The sequence below is a fragment of the Polycladomyces zharkentensis genome (assembly GCF_016938855.1).
In the GTDB taxonomy this organism is placed as follows: Bacteria; Bacillota; Bacilli; order Thermoactinomycetales; family JIR-001; genus Polycladomyces; species Polycladomyces zharkentensis.
The window spans coordinates 35,564-57,633 of sequence record NZ_JAFHAP010000013.1 but is presented as its reverse complement, the minus strand read 5'-3'; the positions used below and the strand labels follow the sequence as shown (position 1 = coordinate 57,633).

Sequence of the window (22,070 nt, the reverse complement as noted above, 5' to 3'; positions counted from 1 at the left end):
CGGCAAGCACAAGGGTCGCTCGTGAGAACGGCCACCGTTTTTAGCGTTTATCTTAAAAGTCGATCAACCCGTATGTTCTCGCATTTTGCACTTGTTTTCGGCTCTCTCTGCCAGGGAGTGTCCGGATAAATCTTTGAGGGTGCAAGTGAACTCCCGGCGAGCGAAACCCGGAAAGCGCAAAAATGAAATCGCGGGCGACTTCCTTTTGGCGAAGCGGCCATGACCTGCTTCCTTGCAGGGGCAGGTGAAGCAAACCGGGAATGCATTTGGTCAGGATTCCGCTTTCTGGGAGAAAGGAAAGAGAGAGAATCCCGTCGCGGGCAATTTCACAAAATAACGGGCCCAAAGGCCCGGGTTTGACAAGTGGGAAGATGGGTTCCCGCTTTATTTTTTTTTTCGAATCGATCCGAATCAAAACTGCTTCTACGATGTAGCGATCCGGTGCGCTTCCGATATAACCGAAAGGATAGCAGGTGGTCAATGTCAGTATCGGCGTCGGTCTGGGAGCGAGAACCGACCGGTCTGTGGGCTTGGTCACCCACATCTTTTGCACCCGGTAGGTAAAGGTGCCCGCTTCGGTTCTCACCACCAGCAAATCGCCTTTTTTCACTTCACCCATCCGGCGGAAAACCGTATCCCGATGCCCGGACAGTATCGCATTGCCGGTGACGCCCGGAAGGGCGCTGCCACGAAGGTGTCCCACTCCTTTGGCCAACTGGTCCTCATCGGTCCCTTCCACGATGGGCAAAATGGCACCGATGCGAGGGATGACCAACTGACCGAGCGTGGCTCCCGTCGGTGGAGCAGGATAGGGTGGGATCCCCCTGGACAGCGCGGGATCATTGGGATGGGTCCGTGGGGTATACGCCAGCGCCGTTTTTGAGTCGTACACGGCTGTACGGCTTTCCGCCCACCACTGATACCCGCTCCAGACCACCAGCAAAGCACCCGCAGCCATCAACAGAAGCCCCAGTTTGCGTATCAAAGCCATTCAGCCTTTTTGCGGACGGAACCGATACAGCACTGCACCGCTGACGAGCAACAATCCGCCCGCCAATGCCAGATTGGGGTACGGCGTAGCCGTTTTCGGAAGTTCTTGGGTTTCCAGCTGGGGTGCGGAAGCGCCCGATTTGTGGAACGACTGTTGTTGGATTTCCTCCGGTTGCACGACGGTGGGTGCACTGTAGGCAGGCTTGTCCACCGTCACCTGACGTCCGCCGTCATGTTGCCCTCCATTGCCCGGTTGATCCACCGGTGTTGGGTTGGTTGGCGGTTGCTCCGCAGGCGGCTCATTGCCCGGTTGATCCACCGGGGGTTGCTCCGCGGGCGGTTGATCCACCGGCGGCTGATCGACCGGCGGTTCATCCACGGGCGGTTGGTCCACCGGCGGCTGATCGACCGGCGGTTCATCCACGGGCGGTTGGTCCACCGGCGGCTGATCGACCGGCGGTTCATCCACGGGCGGCTGATCCACCGGCGGCTCTTCCACCGGCGGTTCCACTACCGGCGGGACCACCTCACGTACCAAATCCGTCACCTCATCGACGGTCCGGTTCACCTGATCGGTGACCGGTTGCGGGTCAACGTTCACTTCGATATCGAGTGGTGCGGCATTTGCGACCGGGAAAGAGGCAAGTAGGAGAGCCAATGTCAAAATGATCGTCCGCAACAGTTCCACTCCCCACCTTATTCAAATTTTGCCCATCTTCCCTATTTTTCTATATTAGCACAATCAGTGAAAAACGGTAGTCCCAACTTAAAAAATCATGTAAAAAGTTGTCGTTCACTTCTGTAATTGGTCGAGAGCTTTTTTGTATAAAGGGTGATTCGGCTCCAAACGAACCGCCTGTTGAAATTGGGCGATTGCTTCATTTCGCTTGCCTGAAGCGGCGAGCACCACGCCGTAATGGTAATGATACAAAGCATGTCGATTGTTTGCTTTCAATGCCTGTTGAATGGCGTTTGCCGCTTCGGGAAGCCGGCCCGCATAGTAGAAAGCGACAGAAGCGTAATAATAACCTCCTTCGTTCAATTCGTGTTTCTTCACCAACGGATCGAATACACGCACCGCTTCCTGTGCCCATTTCCGTTTTTGCGCTTCCTTTTCTTCCGGCAAAAGCGACGGGTTTTCGTTGGCAAGTTCCCGTTTTTTCAGATACAGGATGCCCAACATCATCTTGTAGCGGGGATTGTCACCATCCATGCCGGATGCGGTTTTGGCGGATTGGATGGCGGGATCGATTTGTCCCAAACGGTATTGATATACGGATAGGTCATAGTGATAGTAAGGTTGACGGTTGTCCAAGGCAATCGCCTTTTTCAACATCTCCGCTGCATGGGCATAATCTCCCAGCGCAGCGAGAATTTTTCCGTTGTGATAGAAATAGCCGGGATTGGATGGGTTCATTTGCACAGCTTTGTCACTGGCAGCTTTGGCGGCCATAAAATCCTTGGCATAATACGATTGCATGGCCAATCCGTCCTGCATGGCGGGGTCTTGTGGGAAGCGTTTCACCGCCTGTTTCATGACTTGCACGCCGTTTTGGAAGTCCCCTTGAATTTGGTGTAATTTGGCGACATGCAGGTAGTATCCCTGTTTGCTTGGATCGGCCGCCAACGCCTTTTTGCCCAATTCCAATGCCCGATCGTATTGTTTCGCTTGATATGCCGCCAAGGATTGGTTGTACCAGATCGCCGCCTGTTTGGATTGGGACGGACTCAAGGCCGCTCTGTCCGAGTTGGAGACGAACATTTGCGTGATACCCCATCCGGTGGCTGTCAACAGCATCAATCCGCCGATCGCTGCAGCTCCCAGTCGAACGGCTCTGCGCTTCCACCAAGGGCCGGAGGCGGTTGGAACATGTGGTGCCGGGGAAGTTCGTTCAGATACGCTCGACGCTTTCTTTGCGGTGACGGTGGCCGGGTCGGTTGCGGCATGTCCCCTTCCCGGCGTTTCCGGGCTTGAGAGGGTCCGTGAGGTTTGCTCCAACAGCTCCAATGTTTTGTCCCAAGAAGGGACATTCGTTGACGATGCTTGACACATTTGACGGAGAAAGGACTTCCAAGCATTCGGGACAACGGGATCTTCCGGTAAGGAAAGAAGGGTTTCCATTGGAACATGTAACGGCATCCGCCGGCCCGTCAAAAGCGAATACGCAAGCAAACCCAGACGAACCCCTTCATTCGGCGGGAAAAGGGGAGGACGCGTCAGCCAGGCTGGACCACCGTATAAAAAGCGTACCTGTCCGCTGTCTTCCAGGAATAAGTTTTCGGGATGGATAAAGGTCCATTCGTCATTCCGTTCCACTTGCATCCACGTCCGGACCACCTGTTGCAGCAGCGCGGGAATTTCTCTCTCCGGCACGCGATGGTTTGACAGCAGCCGATATGCAAGCCAGGTGCTTGGCATGCGGCGATATACCCAGTACATCGTCTCCTCTTCGACAAACACCGCTTCCACTGATACGAACCGGGATTCGTCCCGCTCCAGAAGTGCCGCCAGGGGTGCGTCCGTTGCCTGAGAGGTGGCCGGAACCGCAAGAATGAAGCGGGTATCCGCTCGGGTGACATCCGTTTTTGTCGGATCAGGGTGGAACCGTGTGAAATACAGCGTCCCCAGCTGAAGCGGAAATACTTGCAACACTTCATATGTATTTCGGATCCATTCACCCTTGTGTGCGTTCCTCATCAGTCCATACTCCTTTGGTCAAATCGGTTTGCTCATGTCCTGACGTAATTGTATCAACCTTTTTTATTTTATCATGCCTTCGGACGGGAATATATCCATTATCGGGTATGGTTTCCCCGGTTGGAGGGCATGGCAAGGGATATGATACAATACGTCCAGACCATCAAGTGAACGGAAGGGGACGAATCCGATGAAAATCATTTCGATCGAGCCCACGCCGAGTCCCAACACCATGAAATTGAACATGGACGAACGGTTACCCGCAGGGGTGAGCATCAACGTCACCCGTGAACAGGCTGAAGGAGCACCGGACTATGTACGCCGCTTGTTGCAGATTCCGGGGGTCAAAGGGGTGTTTCAGGTATCGGACTTCATCGCGCTGGAACGCCATCCCAAAGCGGATTGGCAGGCGATCCTGTCTGCCGCTCGGGAAGTGTTGGGCGGTGAGGGGGATGTGCAAACTGCGGATGAACAGAAAACGACACAGGACGGATTTGGCGAAGTGCAGGTGTTCGTTCAAACGTTCCGAGGCATCCCCATCCAGGTAAAAGTGGTGAAAAACGGGGAAGAAACCCGTTTCGGCCTGCCCGATCGTTTCCTGGAGGCGACGATGAAGCTGAAAATGGCTTCTCCCAATGTCATCATGGAACGAAAATGGGAAGAGCGCGGGGTCCGGTACGGAGACGTAAACCGCGTAGGAGAGGAAGTGGTGAAGGAAATCGCCGCGGCGTATGATGCCGCCCGGTTGGACCGGATGGTGGAGGAGGCGTTTCGGTTGCAAGCGGGTGAAACGGTTCAAGAGGAGCGATTGGATGCGGATGAAGTGGCCCGCCGGTTGGATGAACCCGATTGGGAAACGCGATATGCCGCATTGTCCCGGATGAAACAACCGGATCGGGAGGCATTGCCCGTACTGCAAAAGGCGTTGTCCGATCCCCATGTGTCTGTTCGAAGATTGGCCGTGGCTTATCTGGGGGAAGTGGATGATGCCGATGTATTGCCATTGTTGTTGAAAGCCTTGAAAGATCCCTCTCCCATTGTTCGCCGTACCGCTGGTGATACTTTGTCGGACCTTGGTGATCCCCGTGCGATCGGACCGATGGCGGAAGCACTCCAAGATCCCAACAAGCTGGTGCGGTGGCGGGCCGCCCGTTTTCTCTACGAAGTGGGGGATGAATCGGCACTGCCGGCTTTGCGTGAAGCGGAGAACGATCCTGAATTCGAGGTGCGTCTGCAAGTGCGGATGGCGCTGGAGCGCATTGAAAAAGGCGAAGAAGCGAGCGGTACCGTGTGGCAGCAGATGACGCGGGCAATCGAAAAAAAGAATGGAGAAACCGGAGACCGCGAGTAATTTTATATAAAAGCGACCGGGAAAACCCGGCCCTTCAGGGTGGGGAAAAAAGCGAGCGTCGGACGCGGGAGGGCTTGGTCCCTCTCGCAAGACCGACAGATTTTGGATACAATGGAGTCGAGAAGTGCAAAAAAACACTGAAAACCACTATGCGAGCGAAAACTCGTAAAACAAAACAGAATGAGGCTGGGACGAAGCCATCGTGGATGGATGGCGTGTTGCTGCGCCGGATGAAGCGAAAAGTCCACGGCGACCGAAGGGAGTGCCTCTGTGCATGAGTCGTGTGGCGTAGTCACTGTTATTCGCGTTGGAACGATCATCAAAACCAGTGGCGGGAGTGATTGCGTGCTACGGACGGTTCTGTTTGATTTCGACGGGACGCTGGCGGATACGCTTCCGGTGATTTACCGGTCTTTTCGCGAAGTATTTCGTCGCTTCGGTGGAGAGGAACTGGATGACGCGGGGATTGCCGCGAGGTTCGGGCCGCCGGAGGAAGTGATACTGGAGAGCCATCTTCCCCGCCATTGCCTTCAACAGGCCCATGATGCCTATTTTCGGTTGTATCGGGAGCACCATGCACGATTGGTCCGGTCGAACGAGGCTGTTTTGGAACTGTTGCGCTGGTTGAAGGAACGAAAAGCCAATGTCGGTGTGGTGACTGGAAAAGGTCGCAAAAGTGCGGTCATTTCCGCCGAACTGCTGGGCATGAACGGATTGGTCGATTGGTGGGTGACCGGTACGGAAATCAACCGGTATAAACCGGAACCGGACGGAATCCGATTGGCCATGCGCCATTTTGGGGCACGACCGGAAGAAACGGTGTATGTGGGGGATATGTCCGTCGACGTGATGGCCGGAAAGGCTGCCGGGGTAGCCACGGTGGGGGTTTGCTGGTTTGCAACGGAAAAGCCCTGTTCCTTTCAACCGGAACCGGATGCTGTTTTCACCGAGGTGAGAGCATTCCGCCATTGGTTGGAGGAGCGACTGGATTAGAGCGTGTGTTTGGTTATTCCATAAGGAAACAATGTTTTTCCGGGCGGAGCGAGCCGGGAAAGCCGTACGGATGAATTGATCTGGCACGCTCAGGATCGGGGAGCCGTTTTTGCCGACCTCGCCATGGTACGAAGTGGATCGGCAAACGGCTCCCTTTTTGTCCGTCAGTTTCCGAAAAAGATTCTCAGGGCATCGGGAATATCTTTTTGCCACAACCCCCACGTGTGATCGCCCTCTTTTTCCGCATAATGCACCTGTGCCTGTTTGTCCTGCAGGTGACGGTACACTTCCCGATTGCGAGCCAACAGATCCAATTTGCCCATATTGGTGGGCACCGCGGTTTCCGCTTTTCCGATGGATTGGTACACCACCAGGTCGTCGAGTGAAGACGTTTGGCGAATCCGGTCGATGGTTGCTTCCAGGAAAGCGCCCGATTGTGACAGTACCTGGCGGAAATCCTCCGGGTATTCCAGTGCCAGGTGAAGTGAAACGGTTCCTCCCAGGGACGAACCGCCGACGACCCGTCCGTCAGGTGTCCGATCCACCGGAAAATCGCTTTCGATCCCCGGCAGCAGCTCCTCCGTAAAAAATTGCAGGTACAGTCGGTTGCGTTCCCCGATCGGGGAATATTCGGCCGTACGCTTGCTTTTGTCGACGGGGACAGCCACCATCATGATCGGTCGGATGTCCTCTTCGTAAATCAGTTGGTTGGCTTGGGTGGCGATGCGTCCCAGATTGAAATAGTCGTCCCCGTCCTGCAGATACAACACCGGATAGGTGACGGTTTCGTCGTAGTGCGGTGGCAGATACACCTGTATTTCTTTGACTTCGTCCAGATAGTGGCTGCGAATCTCTTTTTTAATGATGGTTCGTTTCAAATACTGGGGATTCATTGGTCATCACTTCGCTTTAAATTTGACGTTGTGCTTTCTATTGTACCCCATTTTTTCCCGGTTTGCTCGGGTTTTCAAAAAAACAAATTCCCTTGCCAGCAGGGCAAGGGTTCTCTTCTCCTGACAATCCGTCTTTGATAGATTTCCAAATTTATGTTTATTCATGATGATTTGTTTTGACGATAGATTCTGATTATTCTTTGACCATCTGTCTCCCGACCAGTACAATAAAGGATGAAGTCCTGAAAAGGGGGCGAGTGGGTATGGCGAAAGCGGTCTGGTTTCCCGACGAGGAACAAGCGCGGCAAACACGGTTGTATCGGTTGATGCAACAATTTGGGATCTCCGATTATGACCGGTTTTATGAACGGTCCATCCAAAATGTCGCTTGGTTTTGGGAAGCGGTGGTACATGATCTGGAATTGGAGTGGATTCGCCCATACCGCCAAGTGATGGACGCTTCCGACGGCATTCAGTGGACACGGTGGTTCGTGGACGGGCGTTTCAACGTGTCTCACAACTGTCTGGACCGATGGGTGAACCGCAATGAGTCCCGCCACCGGCTTGCGCTCATCTGGGAAGGGGACGAAGGGGCGGTCCGCAAATACACGTATCGGGACTTGTGGTCCGAGGTCAACCGTTTGGCCGGGGGACTGATGCGGCTCGGTATCCAAAAAGGGGATCGGGTGGGCATTTATTTGCCGATGATTCCGGAAAATGTCATTGCCATGCTGGCCATCGCCCGGATCGGCGCCATTTTCACGCCGTGTTTCTCCGGTTACGGTGCGCAGGCGGTCGCTTCCAGGCTGAATGATTGCGGAGCAAGACTCCTGATCACGGCGGACGGGTTTCTGAGGAGAGGAAAAGTGGTACCCATGAAGGAAGAGGCCGACCGAGCGGTGGACTTGTCCCCTTCGGTGGAAAAAGTGTTGGTCGTTCGCCGGTTGAAACGGGACGGTCCGTGGAATGAAGAGCGCGATGTGGAATGGGATCATTTGATGACTGAAATGAAACCGCTTTCTCCTGAGGCGACGGCGTCGGAGGACCCGTTTATGATCATCTACACGTCGGGTACCACCGGCAAACCAAAAGGAACGGTGCACGTCCACACCGGTTTCCCGATCAAAGCGGCGTTTGATGCAGGATACGGCATGGATGTGGGGCCGGGGGACATCCTGTTTTGGGTGACGGACATGGGATGGATGATGGGGCCGTGGATGGTGTTCGGGGCGTTGATGACCGGTGCCGCCATGTTGGTGTTCGAAGGAACGCCGGATTATCCGGAACCGGACCGATTGTGGCGGATCGTCGCCTCGCACGGAGTGAGCCATTTGGGAATCTCTCCAACTGTCATCCGGGCATTGATGAAACACGACATTTTCTGGGTCAAACGGCATGACCTCAGTTCCCTGCGCGTGTTCGGGTCAACGGGGGAGCCGTGGAATCCCGAGCCGTGGCAATGGTTGTTCAAACAGGTGGGTGGCGGTCGTGTCCCGATTTTCAACTATTCAGGCGGAACGGAGATTTCCGGCGGCATTTTGGGCGGCAACCTGTTGAAACCGATCGCGCCTTGCTCTTTCAGTGGTCCCATGCCGGGCATGGATGCCGATGTATGGAATGAAAACGGTCAGACCGTGCGGGGAGAAGTGGGTGAGTTGGTCCTGCGGCAACCGTGGGTCGGCATGACAAAAGGATTTTGGAATGATCCCAAACGATATGAAGAAACGTATTGGAGCCGCTGGCCCAAAACATGGGTGCACGGCGATTGGGTGGAAGTGGACGAAGAAGGGTTTTGGTATATTACGGGCAGGTCCGATGATACGTTGAAAATCGCGGGGAAACGGTTGGGTCCGGCTGAGATGGAATCAGTGCTCGTGGATCATCCGGCCGTTGTCGAATCGGCAACGGTGGGTGTGCCGGATGAGACCAAAGGCGAGCAGGCCGTCTGTTTTGCGGTGTTGGCGCACGGTTATGAACCCGGGGAAACGCTGGAATCGGATCTGATCCGCTTGGTGGAGGAAAAAATGGGCAAAGCGCTGCGACCCAAGCGCGTTCATTTTGTGCGGGAACTGCCCAAAACCCGAAACGGCAAAATCTTGCGTCGGGTGATCCGGGCCGCCTACCTCGGAAAAGAGGCGGGAGATCTCTCTTCGCTGGAAAATCCGGATGCGGTGGCGGCCATTCGGTCGCTCGGCACGGCGGAAGCCAACCGGATTTGATCGATGGGTTGACACTCCGTATCGCAAAGGCACCGCAGGCACTTCCTATGGTCGCCGTGGATTTGAGTCGGATTTATTGTAAGTCGGATATCTTGAGAAATGGGGACGCCTTTCGGTTTTCCGACGGGCTCCCCATTTTCGGTGGAGAACAACCATTCTGTCGATGGACGGTTTCCGGCCATTTACCGGAAACACCCTATTCGTCCGCATCGCGATCTTGTTCCAACCGGGTTACGCTGGTCGAATGGCCTCGGGCGATCTCCTCCGGTGTTGCTTCTTCCTCCAGTTGCTCTTCCGTCATTCCCGGAGCGAAACGGGGAGGATGAGGACTCCTTTCTTCCTTTTTCATCTCAATTTTACCTCCTTTTTCTACATCTTTCGTTATTCTTCCTAATCTTATGCGGTGACATCCTTGAATTTTGCAGACGATAGGTCAAAAACGTGGTACAATTAGGAAGCAATGAAGGACAGAAAAACGGATGCGCTTACGAATACATAGAGTAGGGAGAGGTGTCGGTATTGCAAGTGCCGGGTAGCGGGGATCTATTGGAGCAAAAGCCCGAGATCGAAGCGCGTGTGAGGGAAGCCCAAGCTGCCGAATCCGGCGGGACCCGCGATGATTTGTTAAGAGACCTTGAACCCTACATACTACGCGTGGCCTCCAAGGTTTGCAAACGGCAGATCAGCAAACAGGATGACGAGTTCACCATTGCGTTGGTCGGGTTGAACGAGGCAATCAACCGCTACGAACCGGGACAGTCAAGTTCGTTCCTGTCCTTCGCGTATATGGTGATTCATCGACGCCTCATCGATTATTACCGTCACGAAAAGAAACATGCGAATCAGGTACCGTTGGTGCCGCCGAACGCCAAAGAGAACGAGCCTCATCATCCAGAAGTGGTCTCCCGATCCTTCGTGCAGTATCAGGAGGAAGAGTTGGCGCGGGCACGCCGGTTGGAAGTGCAACATTTTTCACAATGTCTGGAACGGTTTGGCATCAAGATGTCCGATTTGGTGAAAACCTCCCCCAAACACCGGGATACACGCGAGCATTTGCTGGAGATCGCCAGCCGTATTGTGGCTGACAAAGATCTGTTGCATGATTTTTATGAGCAGGTCAAGCCGAGCAAGGAGCTGGCGGGCCGGATCGGGTTGCACCGAAGGACCTTGCAAAGGCATCGCAAATACCTGGTTGCACTGACGGTGGTTTTGGTCGAGGACCTGCCGTTGATGCAGGAATATCTCGGTCTGTCGTCCGGCAAGAAGGGGGGGGTTGTTGCTGTGCGAAAGGGAATCATAATGGAGGTCGGTTCCCGCGATTGGGTCGTGATGACGTCGGACGGCGAATTTTTGCATGTTCCCAAACAGCATCACCACGCCCAACCCGGAGACGAAGTGATTGTAACCGACATCCACATGAATCCGGTCAGGAAATGGGGTGCCATCGCCTTTGCTGCAGCGGCCCTCGTCGCCGGGATTTTCCTTTTGTTTCCGTGGTTGTTTCCTTCAGACGCCAAAGCGGAATCGTACGTATACATCGACATGAATCCCAGTTTGGAGCTGGGTATCAACGGTCGGCAGGAAGTGGTCATGGTTCGGCCGCTCAATCAGCCCGCACGACAGTTGATACAGGGGATGGATTGGCAACGACAAAATATCCGGAAGTTTGTGGTCTCGTTTCTCGAACGGGCGCATGATCAGGGATACATCCGGGACAAAGAAGGGATCGTGTTGTCCGGCGTCTCCGAAAAGGGATCAGCGAAACCATTGTTGGAGCAGATCCGTCAGGAGATCCGGCATCAGCCTCATCTGGCCACCGCATTGAATGTGTACACTTTGCCGTTGCCCAAGGAACTGCGCGACAAAGCGGAAGGTACCGGGTTGTCGCTCGGCAAATACGCCGTCTGGTTGCTGGCGAAGCGGGAAGGGGCTCCCATCTCGACGAATGTCGTGGCCAATGCATCGATCTCCCAGTTGATGGATCAGCTGAAAACGGTGGAACCGGTGTTGACCGATCCTCCGCCGGAAAAACAATGGGAGGATTGGCTGCAGGAACCGACCCCACCCGCGCAACCGGGTGATCAGGCTCCCCAAGATTCGGGCGAGACCGATGAACCACCCGCACAGTCGGCGGACAATCCGGCCCCTGCGGTGACGGAACCGTCCCCTTCAAATGGAGCGGCTTCCGATTCACCACAGACTTCGGATGCGGAAAACCCGTCCAACAGTACACCAGACAATGGACAGACCACGGCTCCCGCGGGCAACACGGAACCGTCTCCGTCGAATCAAAACGATACCGGTGCGGCCGATGAACAGGGGAATCACAATGGCAGCAGCGGTGATGGAGGTCAGGATCAGAAAAATCCGCAGGCGCAACCAACGAATCCGCCCGCCGACTCCGCAAATGATACCGGGCAGGATGAAGGAGCGCATACCGGTCAGGCGGAGGGGGAGCCGTCTTCCTCCGTCGAACCCCAGACCTTTCCGGCTATGTGCGCTGTCGCTCCGATCCCGCTCCCTTAGCTACCTGTCTTGTATCGACCCTCCCCGAAAACGATCGATTTGCGTAGTGAGGGGATTGTGATGAATGGGATTGGTATCGTGCGCAAAGTGGACCATCTCGGACGGATTGTGTTGCCCAAAGAGCTTCGGGACATGATGAACATCCAACCGCATGATGGTGTGGAGATTTTTGTCAATGACGATTGCATCGTCCTGCAGAAATACAATCCGTCCTGCGTGTTTTGCGGCGGAATGGATAAACTGTTGTATTTCAAAGGCAAAATCTTGTGTGAATCTTGTCTCGAGGAAACGAGAAAATTCGTCTCTTGATGATATTGGCCCGCAAGGGCTCTTTTTTATTGACAGGAAAAGATTTTCTCTTTCGTGCTGTACAGCAGATCACTGACAATCTACCGGCAAAATTGATAGAATGAATTTGCAAACGATTATCTATACATGTTTTTTTCTTAATACATGGAAATGTAAGAGCTTTAGTTACGTTTTTTTACAGGGGGGTGGACCGGTGGGAAACCGCGATTATCGCTACATTGTCGCTTCGATTCGGGAAAACGTGGGTTGGATTCGCCTGAATCGGCCGGAAGTGTTGAATGCGTTGAATCTGCAACTGGTTTCGGAGCTGGTGACTGCGTTGACGGAAATGGATCGGGACGATCATGTCCGTTGCATGGTCATCACCGGCAATGAGAAAGCCTTCGCCGCCGGGGCGGATATCCCGGAGATGGCGGAAGCTTCGTCCGTGGAGATGCTGCTTCAGGATCAGATCGCCGAATGGGACCGCATCCGAAAGTTGGCGAAGCCGTTGATTGCCGCGGTCAATGGGTATGCGTTGGGAGGCGGGTGCGAATTGGCCATGGCTTGCGATTTGATCGTGGCTTCTGAGACGGCTGTGTTCGGCCAACCGGAAATCCTGCTCGGCATTATGCCGGGAGCAGGAGGAACCCAACGGTTGACGCGTGCCATCGGGAAAGTGCGGGCAATGGAAATGGTATTGACCGGCCGATCGATGACCGCGAGGGAAGCACTTCAGGCAGGGCTGATCAACCGGGTGGTTCCACCCGAGCTGGTGGAAGCGGAAGCGATGAATCTTGCCAAAAAGATCGCGCAACAACCACCGGTTGCTGTTCGGTTGGCCAAGCAGGCGGTGCTCAAGGCGATGGACACCACCTTGGAAACCGGGCTGGATTACGAACAAAAGCTGTTTTATTTCCTGTTTTCCACGGAAGATCAAAAAGAAGGTATGCGTGCGTTTGTGGAAAAACGGAAACCACGGTTTCAGGGCAAATAGAAGAGGAATTGTCGGAACATTTCGGTCGGTCGCAAAGCAGGGGGGCTCAAGGTAAATGAAATGGATCAACATCTGAAGGAGGAGATTTTATGCCGGAAACGGTGCAATTCACGAAAGAATCGGGTGTGGGCATGATCACGCTCAACCGTCCGGAAGTGTACAACGCATTCAACCAGCAGATGAACGACGAATTGGTGCAAGTGCTCAAGGAAGCCGCAAAGGATGCCGAAGTGCGTGCGGTGTTGTTGACCGGAGCGGGCAAGGCGTTTTGTTCCGGGCAGGATCTGCGTGACCGAAGTGTCGCCGATTTGGAAGCGATTTCACTCGGCGACAGCGTGCGGACACGGTACAATCCGATCGTCCGCGCCATCGTGCAGATGGAAAAACCGGTAATCGCGTCGGTGAACGGTGTGGCAGCCGGTGCGGGTTGCAGCCTTGCATTGGCCTGCGATTTGCGCATCGTTTCCGACCGGGCCAAATTCATCGTGGCGTTTTCGCGGATCGGCTTGGCTCCGGACAGTGGTGCCAGCTATTTCCTTCCGCGTCTGATCGGTTTCGGCAGGGCGATGGAGATCGCGCTGACCGGCCGTGATGTGGAGGCGCAAGAGGCCGTACAGATTGGGTTGGCCCATCGGATCGTGCCACACGATCAGTTGGAGGAAGAGGCCTTCAAGTGGGCGAAACAGCTCGCTCAGGGACCGACAAAAGCGTACAGCTTGACAAAACGGGCGCTGTTTTACGGGATGGAGCATTCATGGGAGGAAGCGCTGGAGTACGAAGCGCAGATGCAGGAAATCGCGGGGAAAACGGAAGATTTTCGTGAGGGCGTGATGGCGTTTGCTGAAAAGAGAAAGCCCGGGTTCCGCGGTAAATGAACCGGTCCGTCAGGCGAACACCCGGATTTGATCGGGCATATCATTAGTCATGAGGGAAAACGGAATGGCGGACGAGAATACTCACTTCTTCGAAGGAGCGGAAGGTGCCGGATGAAAAATCAACAGACACAGACCCTGCAGTTGGTGAAAAACGATGCCGACGAGAGGGCCACGATGCGGGATATTTTTGAGCTGATGGACCAATTCGGCCACGAACAAGTGATCTTCTGTCGCCACCCGCAATCCGGTCTGAAAGCGATCATCGCCATTCACAACACCACGATGGGCCCGGCTTTGGGCGGTTGCCGGATGGTGCCGTACGCCACGACGGATGAAGCACTGGAGGATGTGTTGCGCCTGTCCAGGGGCATGACATACAAGTGCGGTGTGGCTGATGTGGATTTCGGCGGCGGAAAAGCGGTGATCATCGGCGATCCGAGTCGGGATAAAACACCGGAATTGTTTCGCGCGTTCGGCCGGTTTGTCGGCGGTCTGAACGGACGCTTTTTCACCGGAACGGACATGGGAACGGAACCGGAAGATTTTGTCCATGCGGCACGTGAATCCGATTCGTTTGTCGGGTTGCCCAAAAGTTACGGCGGAAGCGGGGATACCGCCATTCCAACGGCGTTGGGCGTATTGCAAGGGATGAGGGCGACGGCCGAACATCTGTGGGGTTCTCCCAGCCTTGAGGGGCGCGTGGTCGCGGTCCAGGGTGCGGGCAAGGTAGGCACACGCCTGGTGCAATTGTTGGTGGAGGAAGGAGCGCGAGTCATTGTCGCCGATATCGATGAGTCACGCGTGAACGCGTTGTGCGATCAGTACCCGGACCAGGTGGAGCGCGGGGATATTGACACGATTCATCAAATGGATTGTGATATCTTCTCTCCTTGCGCCAAAGGCGGTATCATCAACGACCGCACGCTTGCGGAGCTCCATTGCCAAGCCGTTGTCGGGTCAGCCAACAACCAGCTGGCGGAGGATCGTCACGGTGACATGCTGCACCAAATGGGTATCTTGTATGCCCCCGATTATCTCGTGAACGCCGGGGGACTGATCCAAGTGGCCGATGAGCTGAAGGGATACAACGAAGAGCGCGTGATGGCCAAAACACGATCCATCTATCAGATGTTGTTACAAATCTACCAGTTGTCCCGGGAGGAGGATATCCCGACCTGCCGCGCCGCCGACCGTTTGGTGGTCAAACGGTTGGAGAAAGTGGCCGACCTGCGTCGGATCCTTCTCGGGTTTACGCGTTGAGGCCATCCAGGGAGGAATCGTTTGATGCTGCGACAGATAGAAAAAGTGGGGATACAATATATCCAGCCTGACGGAACGTTGACCCCGGAAGGGGAAGTAGCGTGGAAACCTATCGAGCGACCGCTCAAAATTGAATTTTATAAATGGATGCGCAAGATTCGCCTGTTCGATCAGCGTTCAATCATTTTGCAGCGACAAGGGCGGATTGGCACGTATGCGCCATTGCAGGGGCAGGAGGCGGCTCAAGTGGGGAGCACTTTGTCGCTGAATCGGGAAGATTGGATTTTCCCGAGTTACCGGGAACACGGCGTTGCCATGATCGCCGGGATGCCGCTGAAACAGATTTTGTTGTATTGGATGGGACGGGTCGAAGGATGTCGTCCACCGGAAGGCGTCAAGCTGTTCCCACCGTCCGTTCCGATCGCCACGCAGATCCCGCACGCGGCGGGAGCGGCCTGGGCTTCCAAGCTGAAGGGTGAACCGTCGGTGGCCGTGGCCTATTTCGGCGACGGGGCTACCTCGGAAGGGGATTTCCATGAGGGATTGAACTTTGCGGGCGTGTTTCGCCTGCCGGTGATTTTTTTCTGTCAAAACAACCAGTACGCCATCAGTGTGCCATTTTCCCGACAGACCGCAACGGAGACCGTGGCGGAAAAGGCGGCCGCCTACGCGATTCGCGGAGTGCGTGTCGACGGCAATGACGTATTGGCCGTCTATACGGTGATGAAGGAGGCGGTAAAACGGGCGCGCACGGGAGAAGGAGCCACCTTGATCGAAGCGGTGACGTATCGCCATGGCGCACACACCACCGCCGACGATGCGGGACGGTACCGTGAACAGGAAGAGGCGCGGGAGTGGGTTGAACTGCGTGACCCGCTGAAGCGATACCGTCGGTTGCTGGAGGCGGAAGGCCTGTGGTCGGAAGCGGAGGAACGGGATTGGGAAGCCTGTTGCAAACAGGAGATCGAGGAAGCGGTCTGTGAGGCGGAATCGGCGAAGGCACCGCCGGCCTCCCATCTGTTTGCACACGTATTTGCCGATCTGCCACCTTCTCTGGTACGTCAGCGAGAGTCGCTATTGCGTCAAGAGGAAGGGAGATGAAGATGGCACAATTCACCTTGATCCAAGCCATCAACGATGCCATGCGCCTCGCATTGGAACGGGATCCCGGAGTGGTGATTCTCGGTGAGGACGTGGGAAAAAACGGCGGTGTGTTCCGGGCGACGGAAGGATTGTGGGAACGTTTCGGCGATGATCGGGTCATCGATACCCCGTTGGCGGAAGCGGGCATCGTCGGTACGGCGATTGGCATGGCGGTCAACGGGTTGCGTCCGATCGTGGAAATTCAGTTTCTCGGCTTTGCTTATCCGGGTTTTGAGCAGATTGTTTCCCACGCTGCCCGCCTGCGAACACGGACACAGGGGATGTTCCCGGCCGCCATGGTGATTCGCGCTCCTTATGGTGGCGGCATTCGTGCCCCCGAACTGCACAGCGACTCGACCGAAGCGCTGTTTGTCCACACGCCCGGACTGAAAGTGGTGGTGCCGTCCACACCTTATGATGCAAAGGGATTGCTGTTGGCGGCCATCTCGGATCCCGATCCGGTTCTCTTTTTGGAACCGATGAAACTGTATCGCGCCGTTCGGGAAGAAGTGCCGGAAGAAGCGTATGAAGTACCGATCGGACAAGCGCGTGTCGTGCGCGAAGGGGAAGATGTCACCCTGCTGGCTTGGGGAGCGATGGTGCCGGTGGCGATCGCCGCGGCTGAAGAATGGACCCAAAAAGGCGTTTCCTGCGAGGTGATCGACGTGCGGTCATTGTATCCGCTGGACGAGGAAACGTTGGTTGCATCGGTGAAAAAGACGGGACGTGCCGTCATCGTTCACGAAGCCCCACGCACTGCCGGGGTGGGTGCAGAACTGGCGGCACTGTTGCAGGAGCAGGCGTTTCTCTGGTTGGAGGCGCCGATTGCCCGCGTGACCGGCTATGATGTGCCGGTACCGATGTTTGCGTTGGAAGATGCATTCCGCCCTGATGCATATCGTGTCTCGGAAGCGGTGCGCCAGGTGATTGCATTTTAGGGAGGGAGAGAGATGAGCGTAACCTTTACGTTGCCTGATGTGGGTGAAGGGGTGACGGAAGCGCAAATCGTTCGCTGGTTGGTCAAACCGGGAGATCTCGTCGAAGCGGATCAACCGGTGGTGGAAGTACAGACGGATAAGGCAGTGGTGGAACTGCCCGCTCCCGTTGCCGGCCGGGTGGCCCGGATCAACGGGAAAGAAGGCGACGTGATGCGGGTGGGGGATGTGCTGCTGGTGATCGAAAATGCGTCCGCGAAAGTGGCATCCTCACCGGAATCGCTGACTGCCGCCGTCTCCTTCCCGGATCGGGACCGAACCGTCCGTCCCAACCGCAAACGTGTGCCCGCCACTCCCTCCACCCGCCGCCTGGCGCGCGAGTTGGGAGTTGATCTCACCCAGGTGGAAGGAACGGGGCCGAACGGACGCGTCACCGATGAAGATGTGCGTCGGTATCATGCCGCCGCGGGGAAACGCTCCGTTACGATCAGCGGATTTCGCAGCGATGAGGAAGAATGGGTACCGATCCGGGAATATGGGGAGGAGATCGCTGTCCCCGCCGAAGCCGTACACGCGGATGAGAGGCCGGCGATGACGGAAGAACCGTTGTCGCCGACGCGCAGGGTGATCGCCGACCGATTGATTTTCTCGGTCACAAACAAACCGCATGCCACCCATTTTGACGAGCTGAACGCCGAAGGATTAGTGACCTGGTTCAACAAAATGAAGCAGGAATGGACACCGGATGACGTCCGATTGACTTATACACCCGTATTGATGAAATTGGTGGCCGTCACCCTGTTGCAACATCCCGATTTCAATGCCCATTTTGATGAGGAACGGGGCACCGTTCGCCGGTTTTCTTCGGTGGCGATCGGATTTGCTGTGGATACGCCGCGGGGGTTGCTCGTTCCCGTCGTCCGGCATGTGGAGCAAAAAAGCATCGAGCAGTTGGCACGGGAAGTCTCCGCATTGACGAAAGCGGCCCGTGAGGGGGCACTTTCGCCGGATCATTTGCGTGGAGGCACATTCACGATCAGCAATGTCGGAGGATTGGGCGGTCGATGGGCCACGCCGATCATCAATCCGCCGGAAGTTGCGATTTTGGCGATACACCCGATTCAAGAACGGCCAGTTGTTGAAAACGGGGAGTTGGCCGTCGGCTGGCGGATGAACGTGTCGCTCTCCTTTGACCACCGCGTGTTGGATGGAGCCGATGCCATCCGGTTTACGCATACGCTGGGACGTTATACGGAAGATCCGGGCCGGTTGTTGACTTGTTTGGCCTGACACTCCACACGGCCAAAGAACCGGAGGCACTTCCTGTCGTCGCCGCGGGATTCTTGAGAGGTTGACACCCTCAGTTCATATTTTTCGGGTAACCCTCAAGCCAGAGCTGTGTCATCAGCCCATCCCACCCGGTTAGCACGTACCCGGATGGGCGGCACACTTGTTACCAGCGGGTAAGCTACTAACCCTGAAATGGCTTTGGCGATATGCCTCATTCGAATCAGCGGTGACACGCGGCGAGTGTTGCCGCCTCGTTTTCTTTACAAAGAGAAATCTAGTAGTTGTTCACCTATCTTCCTTGATTAGCTGTTCGATTCGAAACAGTAACCGTTCCTTTTCTTCTGTTGGAATGTTTTCCGTCAATCTCGCCGCGGCAACAGGAAGTTCCCAAGTGTTGATTTGTTGCAGAGAGCAGTTTGACAATTGGATGTATGCATTTAAATATTCTTGAATGATGCTATCTCGTAGGCTTTTAACGACACAATTGGAAATGGACGCAAATCGATAAATCAACACTGTCCTTGCAACATCTGCCAGCGGATGGCCGCAGGTCCCGTCCATCCAATCAATGATGACTGCGCCTTGAGAGGAGATGATAATGTTATTGGTGTGAAAATCTCCGTGGCAAACTTGGCTTCCTTCGGGTAGAAGCTCAAGATGACGAAGAATAAACTTTTTTGTGTTTGCCATAAGTAAGTCCGTATGATGGATACGCTTGCTTAGGATATCCTTTTGTTCTGGTAATCCCATCCCTTTTTTTCGATGTATCGCATTATGCAGGGCGGCAAGTTTGCACGCAAACTTTTTGATATTTCCGGGATCTTGGGAGATTGCCTGTGTCATGGTAGGGCCATTGATTCGCTCGTAGATAATCCCTTCCCTTCCTCGATATTGCCTTCTTTCAAACACTTTTGGAACGTTTAGTCCCAATTTTTCCACTACTTTGCTTATAGAGAACTCCCGGTTGATGGAAGAAACGGAGATCCCCATATGAAACAACTTGATTATTCGATATTCTTCCCATGGATATATGTCTGCTGTGTAACCTTGTCCAAGTCTTTCTCTATTCATCATTGGAGAACACTCCCTATCCTATTTGATCAATCAAACCACCTGCGATCAATAACAAACCCCCGACAAAATAATAGAGTGACCGCTTGGTATCCTGTCGCTTTGCCTCCAGAGTTTTCATGTGTTCAATCTGGGCGTCTATATAGCGGTTGTCGCGGTTTCCCATAGCGGTTTTGGCTGCATACAAGGCGAGCGGCCCGATCAAAATCATCAAAGGACCGATGGTATTCATAAGGAACCCTCCATCATTTTTGGAAATTGATCAATGGATCTATGTTTTACTTCGGTTGGGTGTATCCTTCACAATTTGCCGGAAAAGTAGAAAAAACTGATTCGGGCAGCGTGTTTTGTGCTAAGATAGAAAACATCCCGAAGAATCACAGGTGACCCAGAGTGACAAAGTTGAAATTATCCATTCAGCATCATGATCATGTCCGAACAGTCGAAGGTACGTTCACTTTTTTGGGACATACGCTTCGCTTCTATTGGTACTGTGTCGACGGGCTGTGGATCGATACCGGTCCGCCGAGGGCACGGGATCATGCGGCGGCGTTTGCTGCGGAGCAACCTCCTTCGGCCGTGGCACTGACCCATTTTCACGAAGATCATTCCGGCAATGCGGGCTGGCTGGCCCGAACTTACGGCGTTCCGGTGATGATGAGCGAGGAGACGGCCCGGATCCTGGTGCGGCCACCGAGTATTCCTCTTTACCGGCAATGGGTGTGGGGGCAGCTGGAGCCGGTTTCGGGAACCGTCGCAGAAGAAGTGCTGGAGACGGAACGTTATCGGTTTCGCGTCATACCGACACCGGGCCATTGCCGGGACCATGTCGCGTATCTGGAAGAAGAGCGGGGGTGGTTGTTTTCGGGCGATTTGTTTTTGGGGACCCGTTTACATTACGGTATGCGCGGGGAATCGGTGACGGACATGATCGCCTCGATCGAGCGGGTTTTGGCATACCCTTTTGAGACAGTGTTTTGCGCCCATGCCGGTGTGGTGGAGAAGGGGCGTCAATCGTTGGAGGCGAAACACCGCTTTTTGTTGGAGTTGGTGGAGGAAACCCATCATCTCGCACAAAAAGGAATGCCGGCACGCCTCATCGCCCGGAAACTCTTGCCGGGTTCCACACTGTTGGAATGGTTTTCGCTGGGTGAGATGGGGGCGATTCACCTGATTCGCTCCATTTTGAAGGAGAAGCAGACGACGTCGAAACGGTTTTGACAGTCGTTATCGACGCAGGAGCAGAGCAGCCGTTTCCCGGCAAGCGACCTTTGCGGTTTGGCGAAACGGGAGAGAGCATGACAATGACAGAAAAGGCGGGTGTGTATGATCCTTGGTCCATGTGTCATTTTCCCATCTGGATTACAATGTGGCGGACCTGTCCCGCGCCGTGGCGTTCTACGATCCGCTGATGCATTTTCTCGGATTTGAAAAAGAAGCGGACCATCCCGATTGGGTGCTGTACAACAACGGGCGGATGAAACTGTGTCTGGTGCAGTGTGAGCAGCGTTTCGCCGATCCGCCGTTTCACCGCAAACGTCCGGGATTGAACCATATCGCCTTTCAGGTGGAATCGGTCGAAGAAGTGGACCGGACCGCCCGGTTTTTGTGGGAAAGGAACATCCCTATCCTCTATGACAGCCCGGGGCAGTTTCACGATACGATCCGCTACTATGCCGTCTTTTTCGAAGACCCGTTCCGGTTGAAGCTGGAAGTGGTGTACAGCCCGGATTACTTAGGGTTAAAAAAGACCCGACCACTGTATGATCAGAATGAGCGACCCCAGCACCCACACGTACCAGGCAAACCCTTTGAGTGATCCGCGGCTCAGGATGCGGACCATCCAGCGGACGGCCACGTAGCCGCAAATCCCGGCCATCGCCGTTCCGATCAATAGAGAGGACAGGGGAATGTGTTCCGCCCGACCGTCCAACAGTTTGGCACCCTGCAACAGCACACCGCCGCCGATAGCCGGGATGGAGAGCAAAAACGAATAGGTGGCCGCGGCGGATGTTCTCATGTTGCGCCACAACGCTGCGGCGATGGTCATTCCGGAGCGGGAGACAGCTGGAAGAATGGCCGCGCTCTGGGCCAAGCCGATCCACAGTGCATCGGTGTAGGTGAGGTCGTCCACCCCTTTGTGGCCGTCTGCTTTCATCCGGTCGGCCCCGTATAATACCGCGCCGGTGATGAGAAACTCCCATCCGATGGTGACGCCCGTTTGCGAGATCGTCTCCAGCATGTCTTCCCAGGTGATGCCTGCCACTACCGCGGGAATCGTGCCGACGATCAAGAGCCGTCCCGTTTTGCCCAACGGTTTGCGACAGATGGCGGCGATTTCGTCTCCGTAAACGGTGATCACCGCTGCGAGCGTACCGAGGTGGAGTATCGTGTCCAGAAACAAACCGGCCGAATCCAGCCCGAACAAATGGCGGCCGAGGTAGAGATGCCCCGTGCTGCTTACCGGCAAAAATTCGGTCAATCCCTGGATGATACCCAACACCATCGCTTCCAACCAGTTCATTGTGTTCGCTCCTTTCG

21 protein-coding genes are annotated in these 22,070 nt (G+C 55.0%); 13 read left to right on the top strand and 8 right to left on the bottom strand.

All coding sequences use genetic code 11. From position 1 onward, the window contains the following. Window positions 1-52 precede the first annotated feature (52 nt). The 3 genes from srtD to JQC72_RS13605 all read right to left on the bottom strand — a co-directional run bounded on the left by srtD (window position 53) and on the right by JQC72_RS13605 (window position 3,688). A complete protein-coding gene (gene srtD / locus JQC72_RS13615) occupies window positions 53-985 on the bottom strand; it encodes a class D sortase, LPxTATN-specific (protein WP_205496581.1) in 933 nt (310 codons plus the stop codon). Between the two features lie 6 nt (window positions 986-991). Further along, window positions 992-1,669 (bottom strand): LPXTG cell wall anchor domain-containing protein, encoded by a 678-nt coding sequence (locus JQC72_RS13610; RefSeq protein ID WP_205496580.1) that lies wholly within the window; start codon window positions 1,667-1,669, stop codon window positions 992-994. 114 nt (window positions 1,670-1,783) lie between these two features. Beyond that, on the bottom strand, window positions 1,784-3,688 hold the full coding sequence (locus JQC72_RS13605) for a tetratricopeptide repeat protein (protein ID WP_205496579.1): 1,905 nt from the start codon (window positions 3,686-3,688) through the stop codon (window positions 1,784-1,786). A 190-nt stretch (window positions 3,689-3,878) separates the two neighbouring features. Between JQC72_RS13605 and JQC72_RS13600 the strand changes: the two genes are divergently transcribed. Beyond that, window positions 3,879-5,039 carry a conserved virulence factor C family protein gene (locus JQC72_RS13600; protein WP_205496578.1) on the top strand — a complete coding sequence of 387 codons (1,161 nt, stop codon included), beginning with the start codon at window positions 3,879-3,881 and terminating at the stop codon, window positions 5,037-5,039. 345 nt (window positions 5,040-5,384) lie between these two features. Then, entirely contained in the window at window positions 5,385-6,032 is a 648-nt protein-coding gene (locus JQC72_RS13595; RefSeq protein WP_205496577.1) for an HAD family hydrolase, read from the top strand. A gap of 164 nt (window positions 6,033-6,196) precedes the next feature. On the opposite strand, the gene JQC72_RS13590 is transcribed toward JQC72_RS13595, so the two are convergent. Beyond that, the gene (locus JQC72_RS13590) at window positions 6,197-6,925 is read right to left on the bottom strand and encodes an alpha/beta hydrolase (RefSeq protein WP_205496575.1); all 729 of its coding nucleotides are present in this window, start codon (window positions 6,923-6,925) and stop codon (window positions 6,197-6,199) included. A 263-nt stretch (window positions 6,926-7,188) separates the two neighbouring features. On the opposite strand from JQC72_RS13590, the gene JQC72_RS13585 reads away from it, so the two are divergent. After that, a complete protein-coding gene (locus JQC72_RS13585; protein WP_205496574.1) occupies window positions 7,189-9,144 on the top strand; it encodes an AMP-binding protein in 1,956 nt (651 codons plus the stop codon). A 196-nt stretch (window positions 9,145-9,340) separates the two neighbouring features. Here JQC72_RS13585 and JQC72_RS13580 read toward each other — a convergent pair whose 3' ends face one another. Further along, a complete protein-coding gene (locus JQC72_RS13580; protein ID WP_205496573.1) occupies window positions 9,341-9,493 on the bottom strand; it encodes a hypothetical protein in 153 nt (50 codons plus the stop codon). Between the two features lie 161 nt (window positions 9,494-9,654). On the opposite strand from JQC72_RS13580, the gene sigI reads away from it, so the two are divergent. From sigI to JQC72_RS13540, 8 genes are all read left to right on the top strand, one after another. Next, complete coding sequence (gene sigI / locus JQC72_RS13575) at window positions 9,655-11,670, top strand: RNA polymerase sigma-I factor (RefSeq protein ID WP_205496572.1); 2,016 nt, start codon at window positions 9,655-9,657, stop codon at window positions 11,668-11,670. A 57-nt stretch (window positions 11,671-11,727) separates the two neighbouring features. Then, window positions 11,728-11,979 carry an AbrB/MazE/SpoVT family DNA-binding domain-containing protein gene (locus tag JQC72_RS13570; protein ID WP_205496571.1) on the top strand — a complete coding sequence of 84 codons (252 nt, stop codon included), beginning with the start codon at window positions 11,728-11,730 and terminating at the stop codon, window positions 11,977-11,979. A 193-nt stretch (window positions 11,980-12,172) separates the two neighbouring features. Then, window positions 12,173-12,955 (top strand): enoyl-CoA hydratase-related protein, encoded by a 783-nt coding sequence (locus JQC72_RS13565; protein WP_335342473.1) that lies wholly within the window; start codon window positions 12,173-12,175, stop codon window positions 12,953-12,955. Between the two features lie 89 nt (window positions 12,956-13,044). After that, window positions 13,045-13,830, top strand: a complete 786-nt coding sequence (locus JQC72_RS13560) for an enoyl-CoA hydratase-related protein (protein ID WP_205496569.1) — start codon at window positions 13,045-13,047, stop codon at window positions 13,828-13,830. Between the two features lie 111 nt (window positions 13,831-13,941). After that, window positions 13,942-15,090: a Leu/Phe/Val dehydrogenase gene (locus JQC72_RS13555; RefSeq protein WP_302104861.1), complete on the top strand. Its 1,149-nt coding sequence runs from the start codon at window positions 13,942-13,944 to the stop codon at window positions 15,088-15,090. A gap of 24 nt (window positions 15,091-15,114) precedes the next feature. Beyond that, complete coding sequence (pdhA, locus tag JQC72_RS13550) at window positions 15,115-16,191, top strand: pyruvate dehydrogenase (acetyl-transferring) E1 component subunit alpha (protein ID WP_205496568.1); 1,077 nt, start codon at window positions 15,115-15,117, stop codon at window positions 16,189-16,191. 2 nt (window positions 16,192-16,193) lie between these two features. Beyond that, on the top strand, window positions 16,194-17,171 hold the full coding sequence (locus JQC72_RS13545) for an alpha-ketoacid dehydrogenase subunit beta (protein ID WP_205496678.1): 978 nt from the start codon (window positions 16,194-16,196) through the stop codon (window positions 17,169-17,171). A gap of 12 nt (window positions 17,172-17,183) precedes the next feature. Next, window positions 17,184-18,458: a dihydrolipoamide acetyltransferase family protein gene (locus tag JQC72_RS13540; RefSeq protein ID WP_205496567.1), complete on the top strand. Its 1,275-nt coding sequence runs from the start codon at window positions 17,184-17,186 to the stop codon at window positions 18,456-18,458. A 285-nt stretch (window positions 18,459-18,743) separates the two neighbouring features. Here JQC72_RS13540 and JQC72_RS13535 read toward each other — a convergent pair whose 3' ends face one another. Both JQC72_RS13535 and JQC72_RS13530 read right to left on the bottom strand, forming a co-directional pair. Then, a complete protein-coding gene (locus JQC72_RS13535) occupies window positions 18,744-19,532 on the bottom strand; it encodes a phosphotransferase (RefSeq protein WP_205496566.1) in 789 nt (262 codons plus the stop codon). Window positions 19,533-19,545: 13 nt separating this feature from the next. Next, complete coding sequence (locus JQC72_RS13530; protein ID WP_205496565.1) at window positions 19,546-19,761, bottom strand: hypothetical protein; 216 nt, start codon at window positions 19,759-19,761, stop codon at window positions 19,546-19,548. 161 nt (window positions 19,762-19,922) lie between these two features. Between JQC72_RS13530 and JQC72_RS13525 the strand changes: the two genes are divergently transcribed. Next, on the top strand, window positions 19,923-20,750 hold the full coding sequence (locus JQC72_RS13525) for an MBL fold metallo-hydrolase (RefSeq protein WP_205496564.1): 828 nt from the start codon (window positions 19,923-19,925) through the stop codon (window positions 20,748-20,750). Window positions 20,751-20,871: 121 nt separating this feature from the next. Then, window positions 20,872-21,348 (top strand): VOC family protein, encoded by a 477-nt coding sequence (locus JQC72_RS13520; protein ID WP_335342478.1) that lies wholly within the window; start codon window positions 20,872-20,874, stop codon window positions 21,346-21,348. On the opposite strand, the gene JQC72_RS13515 is transcribed toward JQC72_RS13520, so the two are convergent. After that, complete coding sequence (locus JQC72_RS13515) at window positions 21,271-22,053, bottom strand: undecaprenyl-diphosphate phosphatase (RefSeq protein ID WP_205496561.1); 783 nt, start codon at window positions 22,051-22,053, stop codon at window positions 21,271-21,273. The two genes, JQC72_RS13520 and JQC72_RS13515, sit on opposite strands and share 78 nt — an antisense overlap. Window positions 22,054-22,070: the final 17 nt, after the last annotated feature.